The sequence below is a fragment of the Pseudomonas sp. COR18 genome, from assembly GCF_048568395.1.
GTDB lineage: Bacteria > Pseudomonadota > Gammaproteobacteria > Pseudomonadales > Pseudomonadaceae > Aquipseudomonas > Aquipseudomonas fuscovaginae_B.
In genome coordinates, this window is the sequence record NZ_CP183808.1 from 6,395,010 (window position 1) to 6,416,027 (window position 21,018).

Below are 21,018 nucleotides of genomic sequence, written 5' to 3' on the forward strand. Positions count from 1 at the left end.
TAGGTAAAGCGACAAGAGCGCTTCACCAACGAAAGGTGGTATCGGGCGGACTCTTGTGTACGGCTGTCTTGGGCTGGCGGTCACCCGCGCTTGCCGAAACTCAGTCGCGGCTCTTTCTGCCGAGGGTCAGCTCACCTTGCTGGCGTGACACCGAATAACCCGCGCCATCCCGGTTCAGGTGCACCAGGCCGCTGCCCTGCTGATCGAACAGCCACAGGCCATCCGGGGTCGGCTCCCAGCCGCTGGGGCGCTCGCCGAGCAGCTCGGTGGCGCATTCCAGGTCGCCCGTCAGTATCGGCGGCTGGGCCGCCAGCTCCAGCACGCAGGTCCGCGCCGGGCTTGCACTGCTGGACAACTGCCATTGGCCCGCGAGCGATTCGCGGCTGGGTAACACCAAACTACTGGCCATGACGGCTTCTCCCATGAAAGTAAGTGACAGGGCCAGCAGCCAGGCCCCCCTGCGTTTTCGAGTGATGGGCCCGCTGGCGGGCCGGTGGTGGTCTTGCATGCGTTCCTTGCTCGTGCGTTTGATACCGTCAGACCAGAATATCCGTGACCGCCATCCGCCCTACGGTGACAACCTGGAAATCCGCCAGGCCCCGCCCGGAAAAGTCGATGGCCAAGGTGCCCAGGTCGGTGTCGGCGTCATGACTCAACACCGCCTCGCCGGCCCGTCCGGTAAATGCGTCGACGAAACTCAGGCCGGTCCCCTGGGTCAGCCTGCCCAGACCGATCTGGTCCTGGCCGCTGACAAAATCCATGATCCGATCAGAGGCCTGCGGCGTCGAGTCGGTGATGGCGCCGAACACGAAGATGTCGTTGCCCTCGCCGCCCCAGAGGCGATCCGCACCGCCACCGCCATGGAGGATATCGCTGCCAGCGCCGCCACGCAGTTCGTTGGCTACGTCATTGCCGATCAGTACATCGTGGCCCGAACCGCCCATGGCATTCTCGAGGGTGACGCCGTGGGCAATCGAGACATTGCCCCGCAGGCCACCCACATCGGAGAACGAACCGGCCCGCAGGTTGATTTCCTGGTCCTGGGTGAAACCGGAGAAGTCCAGGGTGTCATTGCCACCCCCATCCCACACCGAGAACACCAGGGCATCGGCAGACGAGTGGGCACTGAGGTAGTCACGGCCGGTGTTGGAGTTGAAACCGTAGACGGTGTCATCGGCGCGGGTACTGTAGTTGGCCCCGTAGAGTTTCTGGATCGCCGCGATATCGTCGCGCAACGGCGCGGATGAATAGTGTTCGGCGCCGTTCTTGACGAAGTCCTGCCCGGTGTTGCTTTCGCTGAAGTAGCTCATGATGCTGTAACCCAGCGTGTCCTGCACGTAGCCGGCATCCCGGTAGCTCGGCTGGTCCACATTCGCCCCGTAGTCACTGGGGTGGGACAGCCCCAGGGTATGGCCGATCTCATGGACCAGCGACATGCGCCCATAGTTGTTCAGGCCGGGTGCACTGTTGAGGTCGTAGCTGTCGCTGACCAGGTACCACGACTGGCCGTCGTAGTCGGGATCGGACCCTGGCGCATAGGCGAACGCCGCGCTGCCCGCCGGGCCGACCTCGTAGTTGCCAAAGCTCAGGTGCCCTTCACCACCGCTCGGCGCCTCGGCGAAGCTCAGGTTGGCGACATCCGCCCAGGATTGCAGGGCCAGCACCGCCTGCGCCTGCTGCAACGCGCTGAACTGGCCGAAGCCGCCGAGACCGTGGTCGACCTTGAGCTCGACGAAGTTCGAGGGCGGCGTGTCCGGGAAGGCGAACGTCAGTTCGACGGTACCGTTGCCGTCCTTGTCCTTCCAGGACTGGCCGCTACGGGTGAGCTGCTGCGCCGCCTGGTCCACGGAATAGCTCGGCTTGCCGCTGGTGATAGGGGAATTGATCGTTGTCACGCAAAATCCTCAAGGCAGGGCATCAGGCCACGATATCCGTGACGGCCATCCGACCGACCGTGATGATCTGAAAATCCGCCAGGCCCCGCCCCGCGAAGTCGATCGCCAGGGTGCCCTGGTGGGTGCTCTCGTCATAGGCCAGTACCGCCTCCCGGGCATTGCCACTGAAGGCACTGACGAAGTTCAGGCCCGAACCGCGGGTCATCCCGGCCAGGCTGATCTCGTCCTGACCCGTGGTGAAATCCATGATCCGGTCAGAGGCCTGCGGCGTCGAATCGGAGACGGCGGAGAACATGAAGCTATCCTTGCCGGCACCGCCCCAAAGTTCATCCGCACCACCGCCGCCCTTGAGAACGTCGTCGCCGGCACCACCGCGCAACTGGTTGCCCAGTTCGTTGCCGACCAGCAGGTCCTTGCCCGAACCGCCCATGGCGTTCTCGATAGCAACGCCATGGGCGATGGAAACATTGCCACGCAGGCCGCCCACGTCGGAAAACGCCCCCTCATTCAGGTTGATCTCCTGGTCCTGGGTGAAACCGGAGAAGTCCAGGGTGTCATTGCCACCGCCATCCCAGACCGAAAACACCAGCTTGTCCGCGGATGAGGTGGCGGTCAGGTAATCGCGGTCGGTATTGGAGTTGAAGCCATAGGTGGTGTCACCGGCGCGGGTGCTGAAGTTGGGGCCGTAGAGTTTCTGGATCGCCGCAATATCGTGCAACTGCGGCGCCGAAGGGTAGACATACGCGTCGTCCTTGGCGAAATCCTGTCCGGTATTGGTTTCACTCCAATAGCTCATCAGGGTGTAGCCGACGGAATCCTCGACCACATCGGCCTTCAGCCCGTAGTCATCGTCGCCGCTGATCCGATTCCACAGCCAGTCGAGCCAGGTATCTTCCCGGGAGTTGTAGTCACCGGGGTGGTCCAGGCCCAGGGTATGACCGATTTCGTGAACCAGGGCGAATCGGCCAGCGCTGCCCATCACCGGCGCCTGGTTGGGCCCGTCGCCAGAGGTGCGGCTACGCAGCCATCCGGACCAGGTATCGTCGCTGGGCACCCGGTACCAGGACTGGCCGTCAAGGATGGGGTGGCTGTTGGGCAGGAAGGCGAATGCCGTGGCACCGTGCATGCCATCGCTGAAATTGCCAAAGCTCATTTGCCCCTCCCCACCCGCCTGGGCCTCGGTGAAGGTCACATTGGTCACATCCGCCCAGGTCTGCATGGCCAGTTTCGCCTGCGCCTTCTGCTGCGCATTGAACTCACTGAATCCATCCAGGCGCATTCCAACGAAGGCCGGATTGGGTGCGGTGAGAAACTGGTAGGTCAGGTCGATTCGGCCGTTACCATCCTGATCCGCCCAAAGCTGATTGGAACGGGCGAGCAGCATCGCCGCCTCATACGTGGTCAGGGAAAACTTTCCGGAAGATTCCAAAGTATATTGCCGGGCCTCGGACGGAAACTGTCCAGAGAGAACTTTATTGTAGCTGGTAGATGTCATGCTGAATCCTTGAGGCATGGAGAAACTTGCTCGAACCGGTAATTAACCGATAAAAAGCCGAACTATTGGACTGTCCCCTGCCTGAAGCCTCCTGCAAATAACGCTCATTCGTCCATGCCCCGTACAACTTTTGAAAATGCTATCTGAAGCATGCTCAGCCCCAAGAGGAAAAGTCGACAAGACCGTTAAATCATCCAGACTTTCCACTCAAGATTTCCCTTTGTCCAGGCAACAGCGACTCCCGGCTATATCGGCCAGGTCGATCCGGTCCTCGCCGCTGACGAAGTCCATGGTCCAGTCGCCGGCCGCTGGCGTCGAATCCGATAGCCTGGTGAGCACCCTGCAGGTAGGGGTGATCTGGTTGACCGCGTGCCCCTGACAATAGAGTGGCTTGTCATCGATCGACAGGAAGGTGCCCATCTGGGCGAATCCCGATGCGAGCGCTCACCCGACACCTTCTGATTCGAGGAGGCGGCGCAGGCGCCACCTCCCGTTTCATCGACTCAGGCCACGATATCCGTGACCGCCGCCTGGCCCACCGTGGTGACCAGGAAGTCCGCCACACCGTGCCCGGAGAAGTCGACCGCCAGGGTGCCGAGGTTGGTACCCGCGGCGTAGGTCAGTACCGCATCGCCGGCATGCCCGGTAAACGCGTTGACGAAGTTCAGGCCCGTACCATGGGTGATCCCGGACAGGTCGATCTTGTCCTGGCCACTGACGAAATCCATGATCCGGTCGGCCGCCTTCGGTGTCGAATCGGAAACCGCGCCGAACACGAAGGTGTCGCTGCCGGCACCGCCCCACAGCTTGTCCGCACCGCCAGCCCCGTAGAGGATGTCGTTGCCGGCACCGCCACGCAGTTCGTTGGCGACGTCGTTGCCGATCAGCAGGTCGTTGCCCGAACCGCCGATGGCGTTCTCCACCGTTACGCCCTGGGCAATCGAGACGTTGCCGACCATGCCGCCCACATCCGAGAAGGAACCTGCATGCAGGTTGATCTTCTGGTTCTGGGTGAAGCCGGAGAAGTCCAGGGTGTCATTGCCGCCGCCGTCCCAGACCGAGAACACCAGCTTGTCCGAAGACGAGGTGGCGCTCAGGTAGTCACGACCGGCGTTGGAGTTGAAACCGTAGGTGGTATCCCCGGAACGGGTGCTGTAGTTGGCGCCGTAGAGCTTCTGGATCGCCGCGATATCGTCCATCAGCGGGCCGGACGAATAGGCCTCGACGCCGCCCTTGCTGAAGTTCTGGCTGGTGTTGCTTTCGCTCCAGTAGCTCATGATGCTGTAGCCGCGGGTGTCCTGCCCGTAGGTCGCATCCTTGTAGCTCGGGTTGCCCTCGCCGGCGTTGTAGTCGCCAGGGTGGGACAGGCCCAGGGTATGGCCGATCTCGTGGGTCAGGGTCTGGCGCCCGTAGTTGTTCAGGCCCGGCGTCTTGTTGACGTTGTAGCCGCTGCCGGTCAGGTACCAGGACTGGCCGTCGTAGCCAGGCTCGGTCCCCGGCAGGAAGGCGAATGCCGCCGCACCCTCCTGACCGGCGCTGTAGTTACCGAAGGTCATGTGACCATCTCCGCCCCGCGCCGCCTCGGTGAAGGTCACGTTGGCGACATCGGCCCAGGACTGCATGGCCAATACCGCCTGCGACTTCTGCAAGGCACTGAACTGACTGAACCCGGTAACGCCCAGACCACTGAAATTCGAGGTCGGGGACGTCAGGAAGGTATAGGTCAGCTCGATCTTGCCGCTGCCGTTCAGATCATGCCAGGCGGCACCGTCACGCAGCAGTTGCGTGGCGGCCTGATCGACGGAGTAGGAGGGTTTGCCATTGACCGTGAGATTGCCACCGCGGTCATACTGATGGCTGAAGCTATCGATCTGGTTGAAGGCGGAACTTGTACCGCTGGCCGCCAGCGCCGACTCTACCGAAACAATAGCTTTCGCTTTGACTTTCGACATAAACACACTTCCTTGTTTACAAGTGAAACAGTTTTTGTCCGATAGCGACAATCCCTTGGCGAGATCATCCTATCACTCGCCCTTTTTGAAGGCAGCGAGAAACTGACACATTTTGAAATCAACCGTCCAGCGCTTTTTTTGATATCAAAACGCCAAAATCCGGAAAGATCCCGTAAACATTGCCTATGTCTGTGAAAATATTTTCTGACAGAAGTTTCCCAACCCCATGAGCAGGACATCGCGAACATTCAAGTGAGAAAAATGCATAAGCGAAGTGCATCGTTAAATGACCAATGGGTCATTTATCAACTTATGGGTCTTATTACTATTTTTCACCCTTTATTATTGTAGGACAATCCAACTATTCAACGCCACCGGTCCAGCCCCCGCATTCCCGCCATGGCATGCCCGCGAGGCCCCCGACAGCTGCACAGATGTTCTAGACTTGCCCTGGCCAGGCAGTGCCTACTGTTATCCTGCACGATTGAGCTATGTTCCAGGTACAGCATGCCCAGCAACGCCGACAACTGGATCGACCTGACTCAGGATCGCGATACCGGTATCGAAACCCTCCGTGCCCACTTCAAGGGGCACGCCTATGACGCCCATTGGCACGACACCTACCTGATCGGTGTCACCGAACAGGGCGTGCAGCAATTCAATTGCCAGCGCACCCGCTTTCACAGCATGCCGGGCCATGTGTTCATGCTCGAACCGGGGGAAATCCACGACGGCGACGCGCCCACCGAAGGCGGCTTCACCTACCGGACGCTGTACCTGGAACCCCACTGGCTGGAGCGTGAGCTGGGCGCATTGTTCCAGGAAGCGCCCGCCAACAGCCAATTGTCCTTTGCCACACCGCTGGCGACTGGCGACAGTCGCCTGGCCCAGGCCACCAGCGCGGCGTTCCAGGCGATGCACAGCCCGGAGCTGCGAATCGTCCAGCAAAGCGCCCTGGACCAGATGTTCGACGCCCTCACCCGCCACCTGCACTGGCGCACCCGCTACCGCGAGGACCCACGCCTGCCGCGGGTGGCACAGCGGGCCCGGGAATACCTGCATGCCAACCTGCAGCTGGATGTCAGCCTGGATGACCTGGCCGCGGTGACCGGTGTCGACCGCTTCCGGCTGACCCGGGCCTTCAAGTCGGCCTACGGCCTGCCACCCCATGCCTACCTGGTGCAATTGCGCCTGGCCCGGGCGCGGCAACTGCTGGCCCGTGGCGAACAACCGGCCACGGTGGCGATGACCCTCGGCTTCTCCGACCAGAGCCATCTCGGACGCTGGTTCGTCCGGGCCTACGGCCTGACGCCGGCAGCCTACCGCAAGCGCTGCTCAAACCTTCCAGACGCCTGAGGCGGCAACCGCGAAGATCGTTGCATCGATTCATTCGCGGAGCCGCCCTTCATGCTGTCCACTTTCCCCAACCTGCTTCCTTTCGTGCTGTTCGCCTTCGTCGCCTCGGTCACCCCCGGGCCGAACAATATCCTGGTGCTGAGCAACAGCGCCCGTCACGGCGTGGCGGCGGCGTTGCCGATCATCCTCGGTGCGGGTACCGGAGCCGCGTTGATCGTGCTGCTGGTGGGCAGCGGAATCGGCCAGTCACTGAGCAACCTGCCCGCGCTGCAAAGCCTGATGCAATGGCTGGGACTGGCCTGGCTGAGCCGGTTGGCCTGGCAGATCTTCACGGCCCCGGTGAACGCCGTGGACTCCACCGCCACTCAGGCACGGCGTCTCGGCCTGCTGGGCGCCGCCAGCCTGCAATTGATCAACCCCAAGGTATGGATGATGGCCCTGGCGGTGGTCGGCGTGTTCGCCGGCAACGGTGCCGAACGCCAGGCACATGTCGCCTCCTTGTCCCTGGTGTTCTTTCTGGTATCACTGCCGTGCATGGGACTGTGGGCCGTGCTCGGTGCCGGCTCGGCCCGACTGCTGCGCTCGCCCCTGGCGATGCGGCGTTTCAATCGCGGCATGGCGTTGCTGTTGCTGGCCTCGGCATGGATGAGCGTGCTGGCATGATGGAGTCCGAGTCGCCCTAGTGCAAAAGCCGGTCGCCCTGGTGCGCTTTTGCCAGGCAATGGCTGCGTAACTTAGCCGAACGGTGCAAGAAGACACCGGCCACGACAATAACGACCTGCCACGAGACTCAGCGCTCATGAAAACCCCGAACCTGAAAAGACTGTTCAACGGTTGTCTGCTCCTCGGCGCCACCGCATTGCTCGGCAACCCGGCCTTCGCGGCCGAAGACGCTTCCTGCAAGAACGTGCGCATGGGCGTGGTCAACTGGACCGACGTGATTGCCACCAGTGCGGTGGCCGATGTGCTGCTCAACGGTCTGGGCTATGAAAGCAAGCAGACCAGCGCCGTACAGCAGATCATCTTCGCCGGCATCCGCGACAAGCGCCTGGACATCTTCCTCGGCTACTGGAAGCCGGCGATGGACAAGAACATCGAGCCCTTCGTCAGCGCCAACCAGGTCAAGGTCATGGCCAGCCCCAGCCTGGCCGACGCCCAGGCGACCCTGGCGGTACCGCAGTACGTGGCGGACGCCGGACTGAAGACCTTCGGTGATATCGCCAGGTTCAGGGACCAGCTCAAGGGTACGATCTACGGTATCGAACCCGGCAGCGGCGCCAACACCACGATCAAGACCATGATCGACACCGACCATTTCGGGCTCAAGGGTTTCAAGCTGGTGGAGTCGGGAGAGGCCGGCATGCTGGCCGCGGTGCAGCGGGCGATCAACCGCAAGGAGTTCGTGGTCTTCGTCGGCTGGACCCCGCACCCGATGAACATCAACATGAAGATCGCCTACCTGACCGGCAGCGAGGACGTCTACGGCCCCAACGAAGGCGCCGCAACCGTCTCCACCGTGACCGCCCCGGACTATGCGCAACGCTGCCCGAACGTGACCCGGCTGCTGGAGAACCTGACCTTCACCGCAGCCCAGGAAAGCCAGCTGATGGTACCGATCATGGAGCGCCAGGCTCCCCAGGATGTCGCCCGGCAGTGGCTGCGTGATCATCCCGAGGACCTCAAGCGCTGGCTGGCAGGGGTCACCAGCATCGACGGCCGGGATGGCGTGGCAACGGTGCAGGCCAGCCTGAAAGCGCAATGACCGACTATCGCCTTTCCCCCGGCATGAGCGCCTTCGTCAGCAAGACGCTCGGTTTCACCTCTCCGGACAGCAGCATCCAGGGCCTGCGCCGCAGCTACAGCCGGATGTGTCGGGCCTTCACCCCGCCCCGTCCGGCCGATATCGAAGTCCGGGAGCAGCGTATCCGCCAGGTGCCGATACGCCTGTACCGCCCGACCTCGCCTCGCCCGGCCAATGGCTGGCCCTGCGTGGTCTATCTGCATGGGGGTGGCTGGGTGGTGGGTGATCTGGACTCCCACGACTTCATCACTGCCGAACTGGCCTCCAGGCTCCAGGCCGTGGTGGTTGCCGTGGACTACCGGCTGGCACCCGAGCACCCCTACCCGGCCGCATTCGACGATTGCCTGGCCGTCTGGCGCGGCTTGCGTGCCGAGGCCGGCACCTGGCAGGTGGACCGGCGGCGCATGGCGATCGCCGGCGACAGTGCCGGCGGCAACCTGGCCGCCGCCGTGTGCCTGGCGCTACGCGATGCCGCCGAGCCGCAACCGCTGCTGCAGGCACTGATCTATCCGGGACTGGGTGGCAGCGACGGCCTGCCTTCACGTAGCGAGTGCGCCGACGCGCCGTTGCTCAGCAGCGACGATGTACGCAGCTATCACGCCTGGTACCTGGCGGACAGCGACAGGCCTGAAGCCTATGCGATGCCACTGCGGGCAACGAACTTCCAGGGCCTGGCCGCGGCGTTCATCGCCGTGGCGCAGTACGACCCGCTGCGGGACGACGGTGTCTGCTATTTCGAGCGCCTGAAAAAGGCCGGCGGCAGCGCCAGCCTGCATGTCGGCCTGGGCCTGGTGCACGGCTGCCTGCGGGCACGGGGCCAGGTGCCCGAGGTGGACCAGCTGTATGAAAAGCTGCTGGCACAGTTGCGACGCCATCTGACCCTGTGAGCGAGCGCGCCGCGAAGCCTCTACCCCGAGCGGGAGCCGGCCCCCACAGACAGGGCCGGCGACGTCAGATCACGAAACGGGCCACCATCGCCTTCAGGTCCACCGCCAGGCGCGACAGCTCATGGCTGGCAGCGCTGGTCTGGTTGGCGCCGGCAGCCGACTGGGAGGCCAGGTCACGGATGTTCACCAGGTTGCGGTCGACCTCGCGGGAGACCTGTGCCTGCTCCTCCGAGGCACTGGCGATCACCAGGTTGCGCTCGTTGATCAGGTTGATCGACTGGGTGATCTGCTCCAGCGCAACCCCCGCCGCCCGTGCCCGCTCCAGAGTATCCTGGGTACGCTGGTTGCTCTGCTGCATCGACTGCACGGCTTCACTGGTGCCGTTCTGGATCCCCGCCACCATCTGCTCGATCTCGCGGGTCGACTGCTGGGTCCGATGGGCCAGGGCCCGCACCTCGTCGGCCACCACCGCGAAACCACGCCCGGCTTCGCCAGCCCGGGCCGCCTCGATGGCGGCGTTGAGCGCCAGCAGGTTGGTCTGCTCGGCAATCGCCCTGATCACGTCCAGCACCTGGCCGATGTCCCGGCCCTGGGCGGCCAGGCCCTCGATCAACGCCGAAGTGCTCTGCACGTCATGGGTCATGGTCTGGATCGCTTCCACCGTCTCCACCACCCGATCCCGCCCGTCGCGGGCGGCGTGGTTGGACTGCTGGGACGCCTCGGACGTCGAGACCGCGTTACGTGCCACCTCTTCCACGGCGCTGGTCATTTCGTTGACTGCGGTGGCCGCCTGTTCGATCTCGTTGTTCTGCTGTTGCAGGCCACGGGAGGCCTCTTCCGTCACCGCGCTGAGTTCCTCTGCCGCCGAGGCCAGTTGGGTGGCCGAGCCGGAAATCTGCTCGATGGTCTTGCGCAGGTTGTCCTGCATGCTCGACAGGGCCGTCAGCAGGCGCGCCGGCTCGTCCGTACCGTCGATCCGGATCGGCTTGGTCAGGTCGCCACCGGCAATGATCTCGGCGGTTTCGACGGCGGTCTTCAAGGGGCTGACAATACTGCGGGTCAGCAACCAGGCCAGCAGCACCGTCATCAGGGCGGCAATCACCGAAACGCTGATGATGCCGGTACTGGCATTGTCATACTGACGGCCCGCCTCGTCCGAGGCGGCCTTGGCCCCGGCCTTGTTGATCTCCACCAGTTGATTGAGCTGCACGCCCATCAGATCGGTCCCCGCCTTGATCTGGGTATTGATCAGGTTGCGCAACTCATCGAGCTTGTTCTGCCGGGACAGCTCCATCATGCGGGTCTGATCCTGCAGGTAGGTCTCGAGGGTCGCGGAGAACTCCCGGTACTTGGCCAGTTCCTCGCCCTGGGAAGGCAGGTCGGCATAACTTTTCTGATCCTTGCGAACCTTGTCCACCAGGAACGCGATGCGCGTTTCGGCTTCCTGCAGAGCGGCAGGTTCACGATTGGTCAGGACCCGAAAGGACAGGATGCGCATCCGCAGCACACCCTCGATCACATTGCCCAGGTAACCCACGCTGGGCAACTGGTTGGTCTGCATGTCGATGGACGCCTGACGGATCACCGTCATGCGGGTTTGCGCAAACACTCCCAGCACAATCACCAGCAATGCAATGAATGCAAAACCGAGAAAGGCCCGAGGGGCGATATTCATATTGCGTAGGGACATGGGAAGCTCTCTCTCAACAATGAGGCGATCAGCATCCATGCCATCTCTCTATCGGGCTCTGTCACCGGATAGTTTCAACGCCATGCAGCAAAACGACATGGACTCATCAGCAATATCGGCAGGACTTTATGTTTTATACAGGGCGAAAAGTAAAAATACTTCCAGAAATTACAACTAGTTGAGAACTCTTATCTATGACGCCAAAAAGATGGCCGTTTAATATTAAAAAATCGATTCAGCTAGTGTAACTTTATAACGCTTTAAATAAAACTGGATCCAATACCCAAGGGAAAACAATGAAAAAGGCGGAAAGCGAATGCACTTCGCCTCCCGCCTTCTACCAATCCTGGAAAACCCCGTGGTTATTCACCCGTCTTGATCTTGCTCCACAGCCGTGTGCGAATCCGGTCGATGTTCAACGGCATGGCCTCCAGGGCAAACAGCTTGCCCATCATTTGCGGGCTCGGATACACCTTGGTGTCGGCCTTCAGGGCCGGGTCGACCAGGCTGTCGGCCGCCGCGTTGCCGTTGGCATACTTCACGTAGTTGCTGATACCGGCCATCACTTCAGGCCGCAACAGGTAGTTCATGAAGGCATAACCGGCCTTCTCGTCCGGCGCATCGGCCGGCATAGCAACCATGTCGAACCAGATGGCCGCGCCCTCCCTGGGAATCGAATAACCGATCCTGACCCCATTGTGCGCCTCCTGGGCGCGACTGGCGGCCTGCAGGATATCGCCGGAAAAACCCACCGCCACGCAGATATCGCCATTGGCCAGGTCGGTGGTGTACTTGGATGAATGGAAGTACGCCACAAACGGCCGCACTTTCATCAACAGCGCCTCGGCCTTCTTGTAGTCCGCCGGGTTCTTGCTGTGGTGCGGCAGGCCCAGGTAGTTGAGTGTCGCCGGCAACAATTCGGGGCCATTGTCGAGAATCGCTACACCACACTTGTGCAACTTCTGCATATTCTCCGGCTTGAATATCAGGTCCCAGGAGTCCACCGGCGCATTGTCCCCCAGTACCGCCTTGACCTTGTCGATGTTGTAGCCGATCCCGGTGCTGCCCCACAGATAGGGGAAACCGTGTTCGTTGTCCGGATCGTTGACCTGCAGGGCCTTGAGCAGCACCGGATTGAGGTTCTTCCAGTTCGGCAACTGGCTCTTGTCGAGCTTCTTCAGCGCGCCGCCCTGGATCTGCCGGGCCATGAAGTGGTTGGAAGGAAACACCACGTCATAACCCGATTTGCCGGTCATCAACTTGCCATCCAGGGTCTCGTTGCTGTCGTAGACGTCGTAGCTGAAACCTATCCCGGTTTCAGCCTGGAAGTTCTTGGTGGTGTCCGGGGCGATATAGTCCGACCAGTTGTAGATCTTGACGGTTTCGGCCGCCTGGACGAAGGACGCCACCAGCATCAGGGGAGCAAGGGACATGCGGATCATGAGTCGATTCCTGGGTATGGTTGTTATTGGCAGGCTCAAGTGATCAGAGGATCAGAAAATCAGCACATAGGTCTTGCGCACGGTCTCCTGGATATCCCAGATGCCGGTGCTGTTGGCCGGCAGCATCAGGGCATCGCCGGCTTCTATCTGCAGGGGCTCGCCCTCATCTGGCGTGAAGGTGCAGCGGCCCTGGATGAAGTGACAGAACTCCTGGGCGGTGATCTGCCTTCGCCAGCGCCCCGGGGTGCACTCCCAGATGCCGGTCTCGACGCCGTCGCTGCGCTCGACGCAGGTGACCGAAGTCACCGACACCGGCTCGCCCAGGGGGACCGCGACCGGAGTCGAGGTCTCCAGGGCGACCGTGGCGGTGTTCTTGAATTGCGTAATGCTCATGGATTGGACTCCAGCGGATGAATGATCCGGCGCCCCAGCGCCGGCTACTGCATGAAACTTTCCATGAAACCGGCCAGGCGGCTGGCCAGCTTGCGGCGCCAGGGGGCGGCATTCGGGTTGGCCAGCACCTGATCCTCGTGGACGAAACTGCGCACGATCGCGTTGTAGCCCAGCCAGCGGCAGGGCTCGGGTTCCCAGGCACGGAGCGCGGCCAGCCCGCCTTCATGGATCACCCAGGGCTGCCGGACACGCGCGGTATCCTCGCGCAGGATCAGGTCGGCCAGGGTGCGCCCGCCCAGGTGACTGGCCCCCACGCCCTCCCCGCCATAGCCGCCGGACAGCGCGATACCGTTGGCACGATCGCAGAGCATGTGCGGCCGGAAACGTCGCGACATGCCCAGGTTGCCGCCCCAGGAATGGCTGATACGGACCTTTTTCAACTGCGGGAACAGCTCACCGAACAGGTAGCGACGCAGCTCGATTTCCTGCCCGCTGAGGTTGAAGTCATGCCGCAGCCGGCCGGCGAAGCGATAACCGCCGCGGGCACCGAAGACCAGTCGATTGTCGGCCGAGCGCTGGCCGTAGGTGACCTGGCGGCTGCCTTCGCTGAAGGCCTGGCCGCGGTCGAGGCCGATTTCCTCCCAGGTGGCCGCCGGCAGCGGTTCGGTGGCCACCAGCAGGCTCTGCACCGGTAACTGGTAGCGGCCCAGCGGTGGCAGGGTCACCGAATAGCCTTCGACGGCCGGCACCACCCAGTGGCTGCGGACCTGGGCCTTGGCGGTGCGCAGCCCCCCGGGGCGCCAGTCGGTGACCGGCGTGTTTTCGTAGATCGGCACCCCCAGCCGCTCCACCGCACAGGCCAGCCCGCGGGCCAGCCGGGCCGGCTGGATCGTCGCCATGTGCGGCGAGAAGATCGCCCCGTACGGCCGGGCGATGCGAATCTGCCGGGCCAGCTCGCTGGGGCTCAGCCAGGTGTAGTCGGCTTCGTCCAGGCCCTGGCGGTGCAGGCCCTGCAGGTAGGCCCGCAAGCTGTGTTCCTGCTCGGGATAACGCGCGGCACAGTAGAGCACCCCGCCCTTGCGATAATCGCAGTCGATGGACTCCTGCTCGATGACCGCTTTCACCTCGTCGGGAATGCCGTGCAGCAGCTCGAAGGCGTCGCGCCGTTGCTGCGGCGACAATCCGGCCAGCAGGCGATCCTCGCCCAGCAGGTTGCCCATCAGCCAACCGCCATTGCGCCCCGAGGCCCCGAAGCCGGCGGTCTGCGCCTCGATCACCACCACCTTCAGCTGCGGGGCCTGGCGCTTGAGGTAGTAGGCGGCCCACAACCCCGTGTAACCGGCACCGATGATCGCCACATCGACGTCCAGGTCCCGCTCCAGGCTGGGCCGTGGCGTCAACGGCTCATCGAGCTGATCCATCCATAAACTGATATTTCGCCAGACCGGCATGCAGGACTCCGCGACCTGTAACAGATGGCTGCGATGCTAGTCCGGCTGCTCAAGGCGTGTCTTGCGCGCGTGCACGCAAGGAAATTTGCCGGACATAGGCCTTGGGCGACAGGCCGGTGTGCTGGCGGAAACAGCTGTAGAAGGCCGACAGCGAGTTGAAACCGGCGGCGAACGCCAGGTCGTCGATCCGCGCCGACGGCCCGGTCTGCTCCAGCGCCGCGAGCAGATGCCGCAGGCGGGCCTGGTTCACATAACGGTAGAAGCTCTGGCCGAGCACCTGGTTGAGCAGGTAGGAAATCTGGTTGCGGCTGTAGCCACTCTCCCTGGCCACCCGTTGCAGGTCGAGGCCGGGGTCGAGATAGGGTTGCTGGCGCTCGAAGTACTGCTGCAGGTCGTCCGCCATGAAGCTCAGTTGCCGGGGCGAAAGGCCCAGGCGGCTGGTCGCCGGACGCAATGGGCTCGCCTCGGGGCTGGCGGCCTGCTCATGCACCAGCGAGGCGTATTCATTGACCCGCCAGATCAGCCCGTCACGGACGGTGATCGCCTCGCTGGAACGAAACGACACCAGCCCCGCGCCACCGCGCAGGGTGAGCTTGTACTGGATGAACGCCGTGTTGCCGTCGAGACGGATCCGGTCACTGTGTTCCAGCGCCTCACCGCAATCGCGGGGCATGCTGGCCTGTACGTAGTCACGCAACTCGCCCAAGCCCATCACGCGGTTCTGGAAGAAATCGTGATACTGGACATCCGGGTGATACAGGGCCATGACGCCGTCCAGGTCGCGATGTTTCCAGCGCAGGTGGTAGCGCAGGACGATTTCGCCGGTGGCCTGGGTCTGCAGTGGACCGTCATCGTCGTCGAACATGGAGCGCTCGCAAGTGAAGGTTTCATGACATCGATCAAGTTACAGGAAAACAATCGCCCCACAGGCCGAAAAAACTCCCTGCGGGTGATGGACGGGTGCTATTTTTAGCACTCGGCTTTTTAACACAAGGCCAGGTCGGACCATGAGGTCCTGCCGTTCCTACCCGCGAGCACAAGGAAGCGCTCAATGACACAGGTGGGCAACATGAGCAAATTCTTCAGCAAGGTCACGTTTCCCAATGCCTGCCAACTGATGCGCTGGCATTTTCATCCGATGGGTTTCGAAGCCAGCATGGACGCGCCGGGCAGCATGGTCGCCCGACTGTTCGACCGGGCCAGCGGCGAGACCCTGATCGCCATCGCCGGCATCCCCTGTGCGACGGTGATGAATGCGGCCGATGTGGAACGCATCATCGAGGCGATCGAGGCCGAGCTGGAGTCCTTTGTGCCACCCCAGAACCTGCAGGTCCTGGCCTGATCAGTCACACGCTGTCGCCAGCAGGCCGGCTCCCACGGGGTACAGCCGTGCCGGTGTGCCTACCTTGTCAGTGACACCACCGTTCACCTGGCGCGCCAATCGGCAAAAAACGCCTTGCCCGCCGCGATCCGATCGGACGCCTTCGGCGCATTCGCCGCCTGGGCATCCGGAGCGTCCAGAAACCAGTAGCAGTGCTTCACCGCCCGGGTGATGCCCACATAGGCCAGGCGCAGGATCTCGTCCTTCTGGGCGCTGTCATACGGCTCGGCATCGCCGTCCCGGGCCAGCCCGGCCATCCGGTAGACCTGGTTCTTGTACGGCGAACGCGTCAGGTGCAGGCAATCACCCAGGAGAAACACCGCATCCGCCTGCAGGCCCTTGGCGCTGTGGTAGGTCAGTTGCTTGAGCCGCCGTTGCTCGAACGGCAAGCTAGAATCAGCATTAACTACAGCCTGAATATGCTCTTCAATCAACAGCTTATCGCTACTTTTTCGAAATAACATCAAGACACTGTCACCGTTTCGATAGTGCTCTGCCAGGCGCCTGCCCAACTCGGCATCATCGCGCTCGAACACCTGCACCGGCCCCCCTTCCCTGGGCTCGCCGGCAGCCTTGGCCTTCTTCCCGGCGATGGCCGGCGCCGCGCGCACGATATGCTCGGCGGCATCGATGATGTGCTGGTGGCTGCGGAAGTTGTCGCTGAGCATCACCCGCGTGGTCGACGGCGATGGGAACTCCTTGCCGAACTCCATGAAGTACTTGGGCGAGCTGCCCCGCCAGCCGTAAATCGACTGCCAGTCATCGCCCACGCACAGCAATGAGGAGTGCTGGGCGCCACGCCCGACATGCAGTGCCGGACCGCGCCGGCGAATCTCCCGCAGGCTCGCGCGCAGCCAGGAAACGATCTGCGGCGAGACATCCTGGAACTCGTCGATCATCAGGTGCGACAGCGGTCGCAGCAGCTCGTCGCTGAGCAGCGCCTGGTTTTCCGGGCTGTTTTCACCAAACAGCGAGAACATCCGGTTGTAGGTCATGATCGGCGGCGACTGCGCCAGCAGGTGTGCTTCCAGGGCCTTCCAGAACAGGCTCAGGGCTTCGAAGAAGAACCGGTCCGGATCATCCTTGGCAAAGCTCATCCGGCCGACCGCCACGCTGACGTCCAGGCCAAGGTTCTCGATGAACCCGGCCGCCATGACGAAACAGTCGAGCAACGGCGCCGAGGCCAGCTCACCCTTGACCTTGTAGTCGAATCCCGGGCCGGCACTGGCATTATCGCCCAGGGACGCCAGTACGCGCTTGGCCGACTCATAACTATCCAGCCATATCAATGGCTTACGACAGAAAGCTTGAAACAGGGTGCGCTTTACCGCCCACTCCGCACGCACCGTCAGGCGCGACCCCGGGCGGGTGATCTGCGGACTTTCGCGCGGGTCGAAGCCCAGCACCACCCAGGCATCCAACTGCTCGATGTAGCCGTGGCAATGGAACGGCGAGCCGTTGATCTCCAGGATCTCGCGGTTCGGTTCGATGCCCTTGATCGGCCAGGCACCGGCGCGGAACCACAGGTCCTCGATGGTATCGCACAGTTCCTCATCGCGCCGGGAAGCCAGCTCGGTCACCGCCATGCGCTTCTGCACGTCAGGATGGTCCTGCTCCAGTTCCTTGAGCTGCAGGGCATGCTTGTACAGCGGCGCCAGAATCTCGCGAAAACGTGGATTGTCCCGCTGCAGGCGGTGGTAGCAGGCGTTGAGGTGTTGGCGCTGGGCGTCGTTGATCCGCAGGTCGAAGGGGTTGCTGTCGCTTGCTTCGTCGTCGCCGACCGTGCGTGCCCCCAGATTCTCGAACGCCTGCAATTGACCGAAACCCGGCAGGCCGCGCACCATCGGCAGGATTCGCGAGTGGAAAGTGCGCACCACCTCCCTGGCCTCGCGCAGGCCGAGCGGGCGCCCCCACAGGGCGAAGACCTCGATCAGCTTGGCAATGAAATCCTTGCGCGACTCGCGGGTGAAGGTCACCACGGTCAGCGAGTCGAGCTCGAAGCCCAGGTAATGGGTCAGCAACAGGATGCGCAGCACCAGCGAAGTCGACTTGCCCGCGCCAGCCCCGGCGATCACCGCAGTCGACGGGGTATCGCTGAAGATCATTTTCCACTGCGCCGCGCTGGGTTGCCCATGGGCGGGCAACCGTCGGGCGACGTCGGCCTTGATGCGTTTCTTCAACTCGGCGCTCAGCGGCAGGCGCCAGTCGTCGAACAGGTTGTCATCGACCCCGGGCGCCCGGTGCTCCGCTGGACGGGTATCACGGATCAGCAGAACCTGGCGGCCTTGCTCCAGGCCCTCGGCGTGCCCTTCCCGATAGCCGTACTCGACACCGGCGCTGTGGCCGCTGCGAAAGCCGTCCGCCTGGCCCTGCAACCAGGACGCCACGTGCTGCGCCCGCAGGCGGCTCAGGCCACCGCCCAACAGACGGGCCAGCAGGCGCCTGAACAGCGGCAACTGGGCCAGGGAGGAAAGTTCGGCAGGCGGTTCGGGGCTGTATTGCGACACGCTGACTCCAGGTATGGGACTGTCCGGGCGAAAGGCCTATGGTCGCCCGATTGGACCAGCAGTTCTAGTCAATTGCTTTTCAATCAGCCATTTAGATGACGAAGTGAAAGAACAGACATCACTCTGCCACTGACCAATTATCGATTAAATCGATCATTATTAAGAACAATTTACGCTTTTTATCGATATTGCTTTGACCGATGATGAGTCCATCAACCACCGGTCATCGCGACACCAGCCCGCGACGAACCTGAACAGGAGCAGAATCATGCTGCAACTTCGACCTTTCAACAGCCTGGGCGGTGCCCATCATGGCTGGCTGAACGCACACCACCACTTCTCGTTCGCCGAGTACTACGATCCGCAACGCATGCACTGGGGCAACCTGCGGGTCTGGAACGACGATGTCATCGCCCCCGGCACCGGCTTCCCGACCCATCCGCACCGGGACATGGAAATCATCACCTATGTGCGTGAGGGCGCGATCAGCCACGAGGACAACCTCGGCAACAAGGGCCGTACCGAGGCCGGCGATGTGCAGGTCATGAGTGCCGGCACCGGCATCGCCCACAGCGAGTACAACCTGGAGTCGACACCGACCAAGATCTTCCAGATCTGGATCATCCCGCAACAGGCCGGGGCGGCGCCTTCCTGGGGCACCCGACCGTTTCCCAAGGGCGAGCGTGGCGAAGGCTTCGTGACCCTGGCCAGCGGCCGGGAGGGTGATGAGCAGAGCTTGCGGATCCGCGCCGATGCGCGGCTGGTGGCGGCCAACCTCAAGGCCGGCGAAAGCGCCGAGTACCCTCTGGGCAGCGCTCGCCGCGCGTACCTGGTGCCAGCCACCGGGGTGATCGAGGTCAACGGCCTGCGCGCCGAGGCCCGCGATGGCGTGGCCGTGGCCGAGGAAGAGGTGCTGCGGGTCACCGCGGTGCAGGACAGCGAGATCATCCTGGTGGATGTGGCTTGAGGCGGCGGTGACTGTACCGACGCTTTCGCGGCTGAATCCGACGCCCACAGGTTCTGTGCAGTACACAAAATATGTCTGCACCCCGATCCACTGTGGGAGCCGGATTCAGCCGCGACCGGGCACAGGCATCAGGCCGGGGAAATCGCCCCGTCCACCAGCACCTGCGCCTCTTCCACCAGGCGCTTGAGGTGATCGTCGCCGATAAAGCTCTCGGCGTAGATCTTGTAGATATCCTCGGTGCCCGATGGCCGCGCGGCGAACCAGCCGTTCTCGGTCATGACCTTCAGGCCGCCAATCGCCTGTCCGTTGCCCGGCGCATGGCTGAGAATCTGCCGAATCGGCTCCCCGGCCAACTGGGTCGAACTCACCTGCTGCGGCGACAGCTTGCCCAGCAGCGCTTTCTGCGCCGGCGTGGCAGCGGCATCGACCCGTACGGAGAACGGTTCGCCCAGTTCGTCGGTCAGGCCACAGAAGATCTGGCTCGGATCACGACCGCTGCGCGAGGTCATCTCCGCCGCCAGCAGCCCCGGAATCAGGCCGTCCTTGTCGGTGGACCAGACACTGCCGTCCTTGCGCAGGAACGACGCACCGGCACTCTCCTCGCCACCAAAGCCCAGGGAGCCGTCGAACAGCCCGTCGGCGAACCACTTGAAGCCCACCGGCACTTCGTACAGGCGACGGCCCAGGCGCGCCGCCACGCGGTCGATCAGGCCGCTGCTGACCACGGTCTTGCCCACGGCCGCCTCGGCGCGCCATTGCGGACGGTTCTGGAACAGGTAGTCGATGGACACCGCCAGGTAGTTGTTCGGCGCCAACAGGCCGCCAGAGGGGGTGACGATGCCATGGCGGTCATGGTCGGGATCGCAGGCGAAGGCGACGTCGAAACGCTCCTTCAGGCCGATCAGGCCCTGCATGGCATGGCTGGAGGATGGGTCCATGCGGATCTTGCCGTCCCAGTCGACGCTCATGAAACGGAAGGTCGGATCGACCTGGGTGTTCACCACCTCCAGGTTCAACTGGTAGTGATCGGCGATCGCCGACCAGTAGCGCACGCCGGCGCCGCCCAGCGGGTCGACGCCCAGGCGCAGATTGGCACTGCGGATGGCGTCCATGTCGATGACATTGGCCAGGTCCGCCACATAGCTGTTGAGGTAGTCATGGCGGTGGGTGGTGGTGGCCTTGAGCGCGCGCTCGTAGCTGATGCGCTTGACCCCGGCCAGCTGGTCGGCCAGCAGTTCGTTGGCCTTGGCCTCGATCCACTTGGTGATATGGGTATCGGCCGGGCCGCCATTGGGCGGGTTGTACTTGAAGCCGCCGCTTTCCGGCGGGTTGTGGGACGGGGTGATCACCACGCCGTCCGCCAGGCCGCGGGTGCGACCGCGGTTGTAGCAGATGATCGCGTGGGACACCGCCGGCGTCGGGGTGTACTCGTCGCCCTGGGCGATCATGGTTTCCACGCCATTGGCGGCGAACACTTCCAGGGCACTGGCTCCCGCCGGGGTGGACAGTGCATGGGTGTCGATACCGACGAACAGCGGACCATCGATCCCCTGGGCCTGGCGATACAGGTAGATGGCCTGGCTGATGGCCAGGACGTGCCATTCATTGAAACTCAGCTCGAACGAGCTGCCCCGATGTCCTGAGGTACCGAAGGCGACACGCTGGGTGGAGATCGTCGCATCGGGTTGGCCGGTGTAGTAGGCCGATACCAGTCGCGGGATATCTACCAGCAACTGTGCCGGTGCCGGTTTACCCGCAAAAGGACTGAGTGTCATGCAAAACCTCTGGAAGTGAAGGGTAC

At 63.0% G+C, this 21,018-nt stretch carries 18 protein-coding genes and 1 pseudogene; 6 read left to right on the plus strand and 13 right to left on the minus strand.

From position 1 onward, the window contains the following. Nucleotides 1-100: 100 nt before the first annotated feature. The 5 genes from ACM62G_RS28730 to ACM62G_RS28750 form a co-directional block, all read right to left on the minus strand. Entirely contained in the window at nt 101-409 is a 309-nt protein-coding gene (locus ACM62G_RS28730; RefSeq protein WP_419736200.1) for an AprI/Inh family metalloprotease inhibitor, read from the minus strand. 127 nt (nt 410-536) lie between these two features. Further along, the gene (locus tag ACM62G_RS28735; protein ID WP_419736201.1) at nt 537-1,895 is read right to left on the minus strand and encodes a serralysin family metalloprotease; all 1,359 of its coding nucleotides are present in this window, start codon (nt 1,893-1,895) and stop codon (nt 537-539) included. A gap of 22 nt (nt 1,896-1,917) precedes the next feature. Beyond that, on the minus strand, nt 1,918-3,408 hold the full coding sequence (locus ACM62G_RS28740; protein WP_419736202.1) for a serralysin family metalloprotease: 1,491 nt from the start codon (nt 3,406-3,408) through the stop codon (nt 1,918-1,920). 189 nt (nt 3,409-3,597) lie between these two features. Beyond that, entirely contained in the window at nt 3,598-3,810 is a 213-nt protein-coding gene (locus ACM62G_RS28745; protein ID WP_273820710.1) for a M10 family metallopeptidase C-terminal domain-containing protein, read from the minus strand. 83 nt (nt 3,811-3,893) lie between these two features. Further along, nucleotides 3,894-5,342 carry a serralysin family metalloprotease gene (locus ACM62G_RS28750; RefSeq protein WP_054059348.1) on the minus strand — a complete coding sequence of 483 codons (1,449 nt, stop codon included), beginning with the start codon at nt 5,340-5,342 and terminating at the stop codon, nt 3,894-3,896. 507 nt (nt 5,343-5,849) lie between these two features. Between ACM62G_RS28750 and ACM62G_RS28755 the strand changes: the two genes are divergently transcribed. From ACM62G_RS28755 to ACM62G_RS28770, 4 genes are all read left to right on the plus strand, one after another. Next, entirely contained in the window at nt 5,850-6,698 is an 849-nt protein-coding gene (locus tag ACM62G_RS28755; protein ID WP_273820709.1) for an AraC family transcriptional regulator, read from the plus strand. A 51-nt stretch (nt 6,699-6,749) separates the two neighbouring features. Continuing rightward, complete coding sequence (locus ACM62G_RS28760; protein ID WP_419736203.1) at nt 6,750-7,361, plus strand: LysE family translocator; 612 nt, start codon at nt 6,750-6,752, stop codon at nt 7,359-7,361. A 151-nt stretch (nt 7,362-7,512) separates the two neighbouring features. Further along, nucleotides 7,513-8,460, plus strand: coding sequence for a choline ABC transporter substrate-binding protein (locus tag ACM62G_RS28765; RefSeq protein WP_419737576.1), 948 nt, complete (start codon nt 7,513-7,515; stop codon nt 8,458-8,460). After that, nucleotides 8,457-9,386 (plus strand): alpha/beta hydrolase, encoded by a 930-nt coding sequence (locus tag ACM62G_RS28770; RefSeq protein ID WP_419736204.1) that lies wholly within the window; start codon nt 8,457-8,459, stop codon nt 9,384-9,386. The genes ACM62G_RS28765 and ACM62G_RS28770 overlap by 4 nt, the downstream gene beginning before the upstream one ends. Nucleotides 9,387-9,450: 64 nt before the next feature. Here the strand turns inward: ACM62G_RS28770 and ACM62G_RS28775 are convergent, their stop codons facing one another. From ACM62G_RS28775 to ACM62G_RS28800, 6 genes and pseudogenes are all read right to left on the minus strand, one after another. Then, complete coding sequence (locus ACM62G_RS28775) at nt 9,451-10,314, minus strand: methyl-accepting chemotaxis protein (protein WP_416773487.1); 864 nt, start codon at nt 10,312-10,314, stop codon at nt 9,451-9,453. Continuing rightward, nucleotides 10,309-11,115, minus strand: a pseudogene (locus ACM62G_RS28780) (MCP four helix bundle domain-containing protein); the annotation flags it as partial. The pseudogene ACM62G_RS28780 and the gene ACM62G_RS28775, both read right to left, overlap by 6 nt. Before the next feature lie 323 nt (nt 11,116-11,438). Continuing rightward, nucleotides 11,439-12,518 (minus strand): polyamine ABC transporter substrate-binding protein, encoded by a 1,080-nt coding sequence (locus ACM62G_RS28785; protein ID WP_419736205.1) that lies wholly within the window; start codon nt 12,516-12,518, stop codon nt 11,439-11,441. Between the two features lie 51 nt (nt 12,519-12,569). Next, nucleotides 12,570-12,911 (minus strand): cupin domain-containing protein, encoded by a 342-nt coding sequence (locus tag ACM62G_RS28790; protein ID WP_416773291.1) that lies wholly within the window; start codon nt 12,909-12,911, stop codon nt 12,570-12,572. Between the two features lie 44 nt (nt 12,912-12,955). Then, nucleotides 12,956-14,362 carry an NAD(P)/FAD-dependent oxidoreductase gene (locus tag ACM62G_RS28795; protein WP_273820705.1) on the minus strand — a complete coding sequence of 469 codons (1,407 nt, stop codon included), beginning with the start codon at nt 14,360-14,362 and terminating at the stop codon, nt 12,956-12,958. A 49-nt stretch (nt 14,363-14,411) separates the two neighbouring features. Continuing rightward, on the minus strand, nt 14,412-15,227 hold the full coding sequence (locus ACM62G_RS28800) for a helix-turn-helix domain-containing protein (RefSeq protein ID WP_419736206.1): 816 nt from the start codon (nt 15,225-15,227) through the stop codon (nt 14,412-14,414). Between the two features lie 186 nt (nt 15,228-15,413). On the opposite strand from ACM62G_RS28800, the gene ACM62G_RS28805 reads away from it, so the two are divergent. Continuing rightward, complete coding sequence (locus tag ACM62G_RS28805) at nt 15,414-15,704, plus strand: DUF1652 domain-containing protein (RefSeq protein WP_054059438.1); 291 nt, start codon at nt 15,414-15,416, stop codon at nt 15,702-15,704. Between the two features lie 83 nt (nt 15,705-15,787). Here ACM62G_RS28805 and ACM62G_RS28810 read toward each other — a convergent pair whose 3' ends face one another. Further along, nucleotides 15,788-18,250, minus strand: coding sequence for a UvrD-helicase domain-containing protein (locus ACM62G_RS28810; RefSeq protein ID WP_419736207.1), 2,463 nt, complete (start codon nt 18,248-18,250; stop codon nt 15,788-15,790). 268 nt (nt 18,251-18,518) lie between these two features. Between ACM62G_RS28810 and ACM62G_RS28815 the strand changes: the two genes are divergently transcribed. Continuing rightward, a complete protein-coding gene (locus tag ACM62G_RS28815) occupies nt 18,519-19,217 on the plus strand; it encodes a pirin family protein (RefSeq protein ID WP_054059436.1) in 699 nt (232 codons plus the stop codon). Nucleotides 19,218-19,345: 128 nt separating this feature from the next. Here ACM62G_RS28815 and pgm read toward each other — a convergent pair whose 3' ends face one another. Continuing rightward, nucleotides 19,346-20,992: a phosphoglucomutase (alpha-D-glucose-1,6-bisphosphate-dependent) gene (gene pgm / locus ACM62G_RS28820; RefSeq protein WP_419736208.1), complete on the minus strand. Its 1,647-nt coding sequence runs from the start codon at nt 20,990-20,992 to the stop codon at nt 19,346-19,348. Between the last annotated feature and the right edge of the window lie 26 nt (nt 20,993-21,018).

Excerpts from the sequence above, each read along its gene's own strand:
- ACM62G_RS28730 (WP_419736200.1), bottom strand. The coding sequence starts at position 409 with ATGGCCAGTAGTTTGGTGTTACCCAGCCGCGAATCGCTCGCGGGCCAA.
- ACM62G_RS28740 (WP_419736202.1), bottom strand. The coding sequence starts at position 3,408 with ATGCCTCAAGGATTCAGCATGACATCTACCAGCTACAATAAAGTTCTC.
- ACM62G_RS28745 (WP_273820710.1), bottom strand. The coding sequence starts at position 3,810 with ATGGGCACCTTCCTGTCGATCGATGACAAGCCACTCTATTGTCAGGGG.
- ACM62G_RS28750 (WP_054059348.1), bottom strand. The coding sequence starts at position 5,342 with ATGTCGAAAGTCAAAGCGAAAGCTATTGTTTCGGTAGAGTCGGCGCTG.
- ACM62G_RS28755 (WP_273820709.1), top strand. The coding sequence starts at position 5,850 with ATGCCCAGCAACGCCGACAACTGGATCGACCTGACTCAGGATCGCGAT.
- ACM62G_RS28760 (WP_419736203.1), top strand. The coding sequence starts at position 6,750 with ATGCTGTCCACTTTCCCCAACCTGCTTCCTTTCGTGCTGTTCGCCTTC.
- ACM62G_RS28770 (WP_419736204.1), top strand. The coding sequence starts at position 8,457 with ATGACCGACTATCGCCTTTCCCCCGGCATGAGCGCCTTCGTCAGCAAG.
- ACM62G_RS28775 (WP_416773487.1), bottom strand. The coding sequence starts at position 10,314 with ATGCAGGACAACCTGCGCAAGACCATCGAGCAGATTTCCGGCTCGGCC.
- ACM62G_RS28785 (WP_419736205.1), bottom strand. The coding sequence starts at position 12,518 with ATGATCCGCATGTCCCTTGCTCCCCTGATGCTGGTGGCGTCCTTCGTC.
- ACM62G_RS28790 (WP_416773291.1), bottom strand. The coding sequence starts at position 12,911 with ATGAGCATTACGCAATTCAAGAACACCGCCACGGTCGCCCTGGAGACC.
- ACM62G_RS28795 (WP_273820705.1), bottom strand. The coding sequence starts at position 14,362 with ATGCCGGTCTGGCGAAATATCAGTTTATGGATGGATCAGCTCGATGAG.
- ACM62G_RS28800 (WP_419736206.1), bottom strand. The coding sequence starts at position 15,227 with ATGTTCGACGACGATGACGGTCCACTGCAGACCCAGGCCACCGGCGAA.
- ACM62G_RS28805 (WP_054059438.1), top strand. The coding sequence starts at position 15,414 with ATGACACAGGTGGGCAACATGAGCAAATTCTTCAGCAAGGTCACGTTT.
- ACM62G_RS28815 (WP_054059436.1), top strand. The coding sequence starts at position 18,519 with ATGCTGCAACTTCGACCTTTCAACAGCCTGGGCGGTGCCCATCATGGC.
- pgm (WP_419736208.1), bottom strand. The coding sequence starts at position 20,992 with ATGACACTCAGTCCTTTTGCGGGTAAACCGGCACCGGCACAGTTGCTG.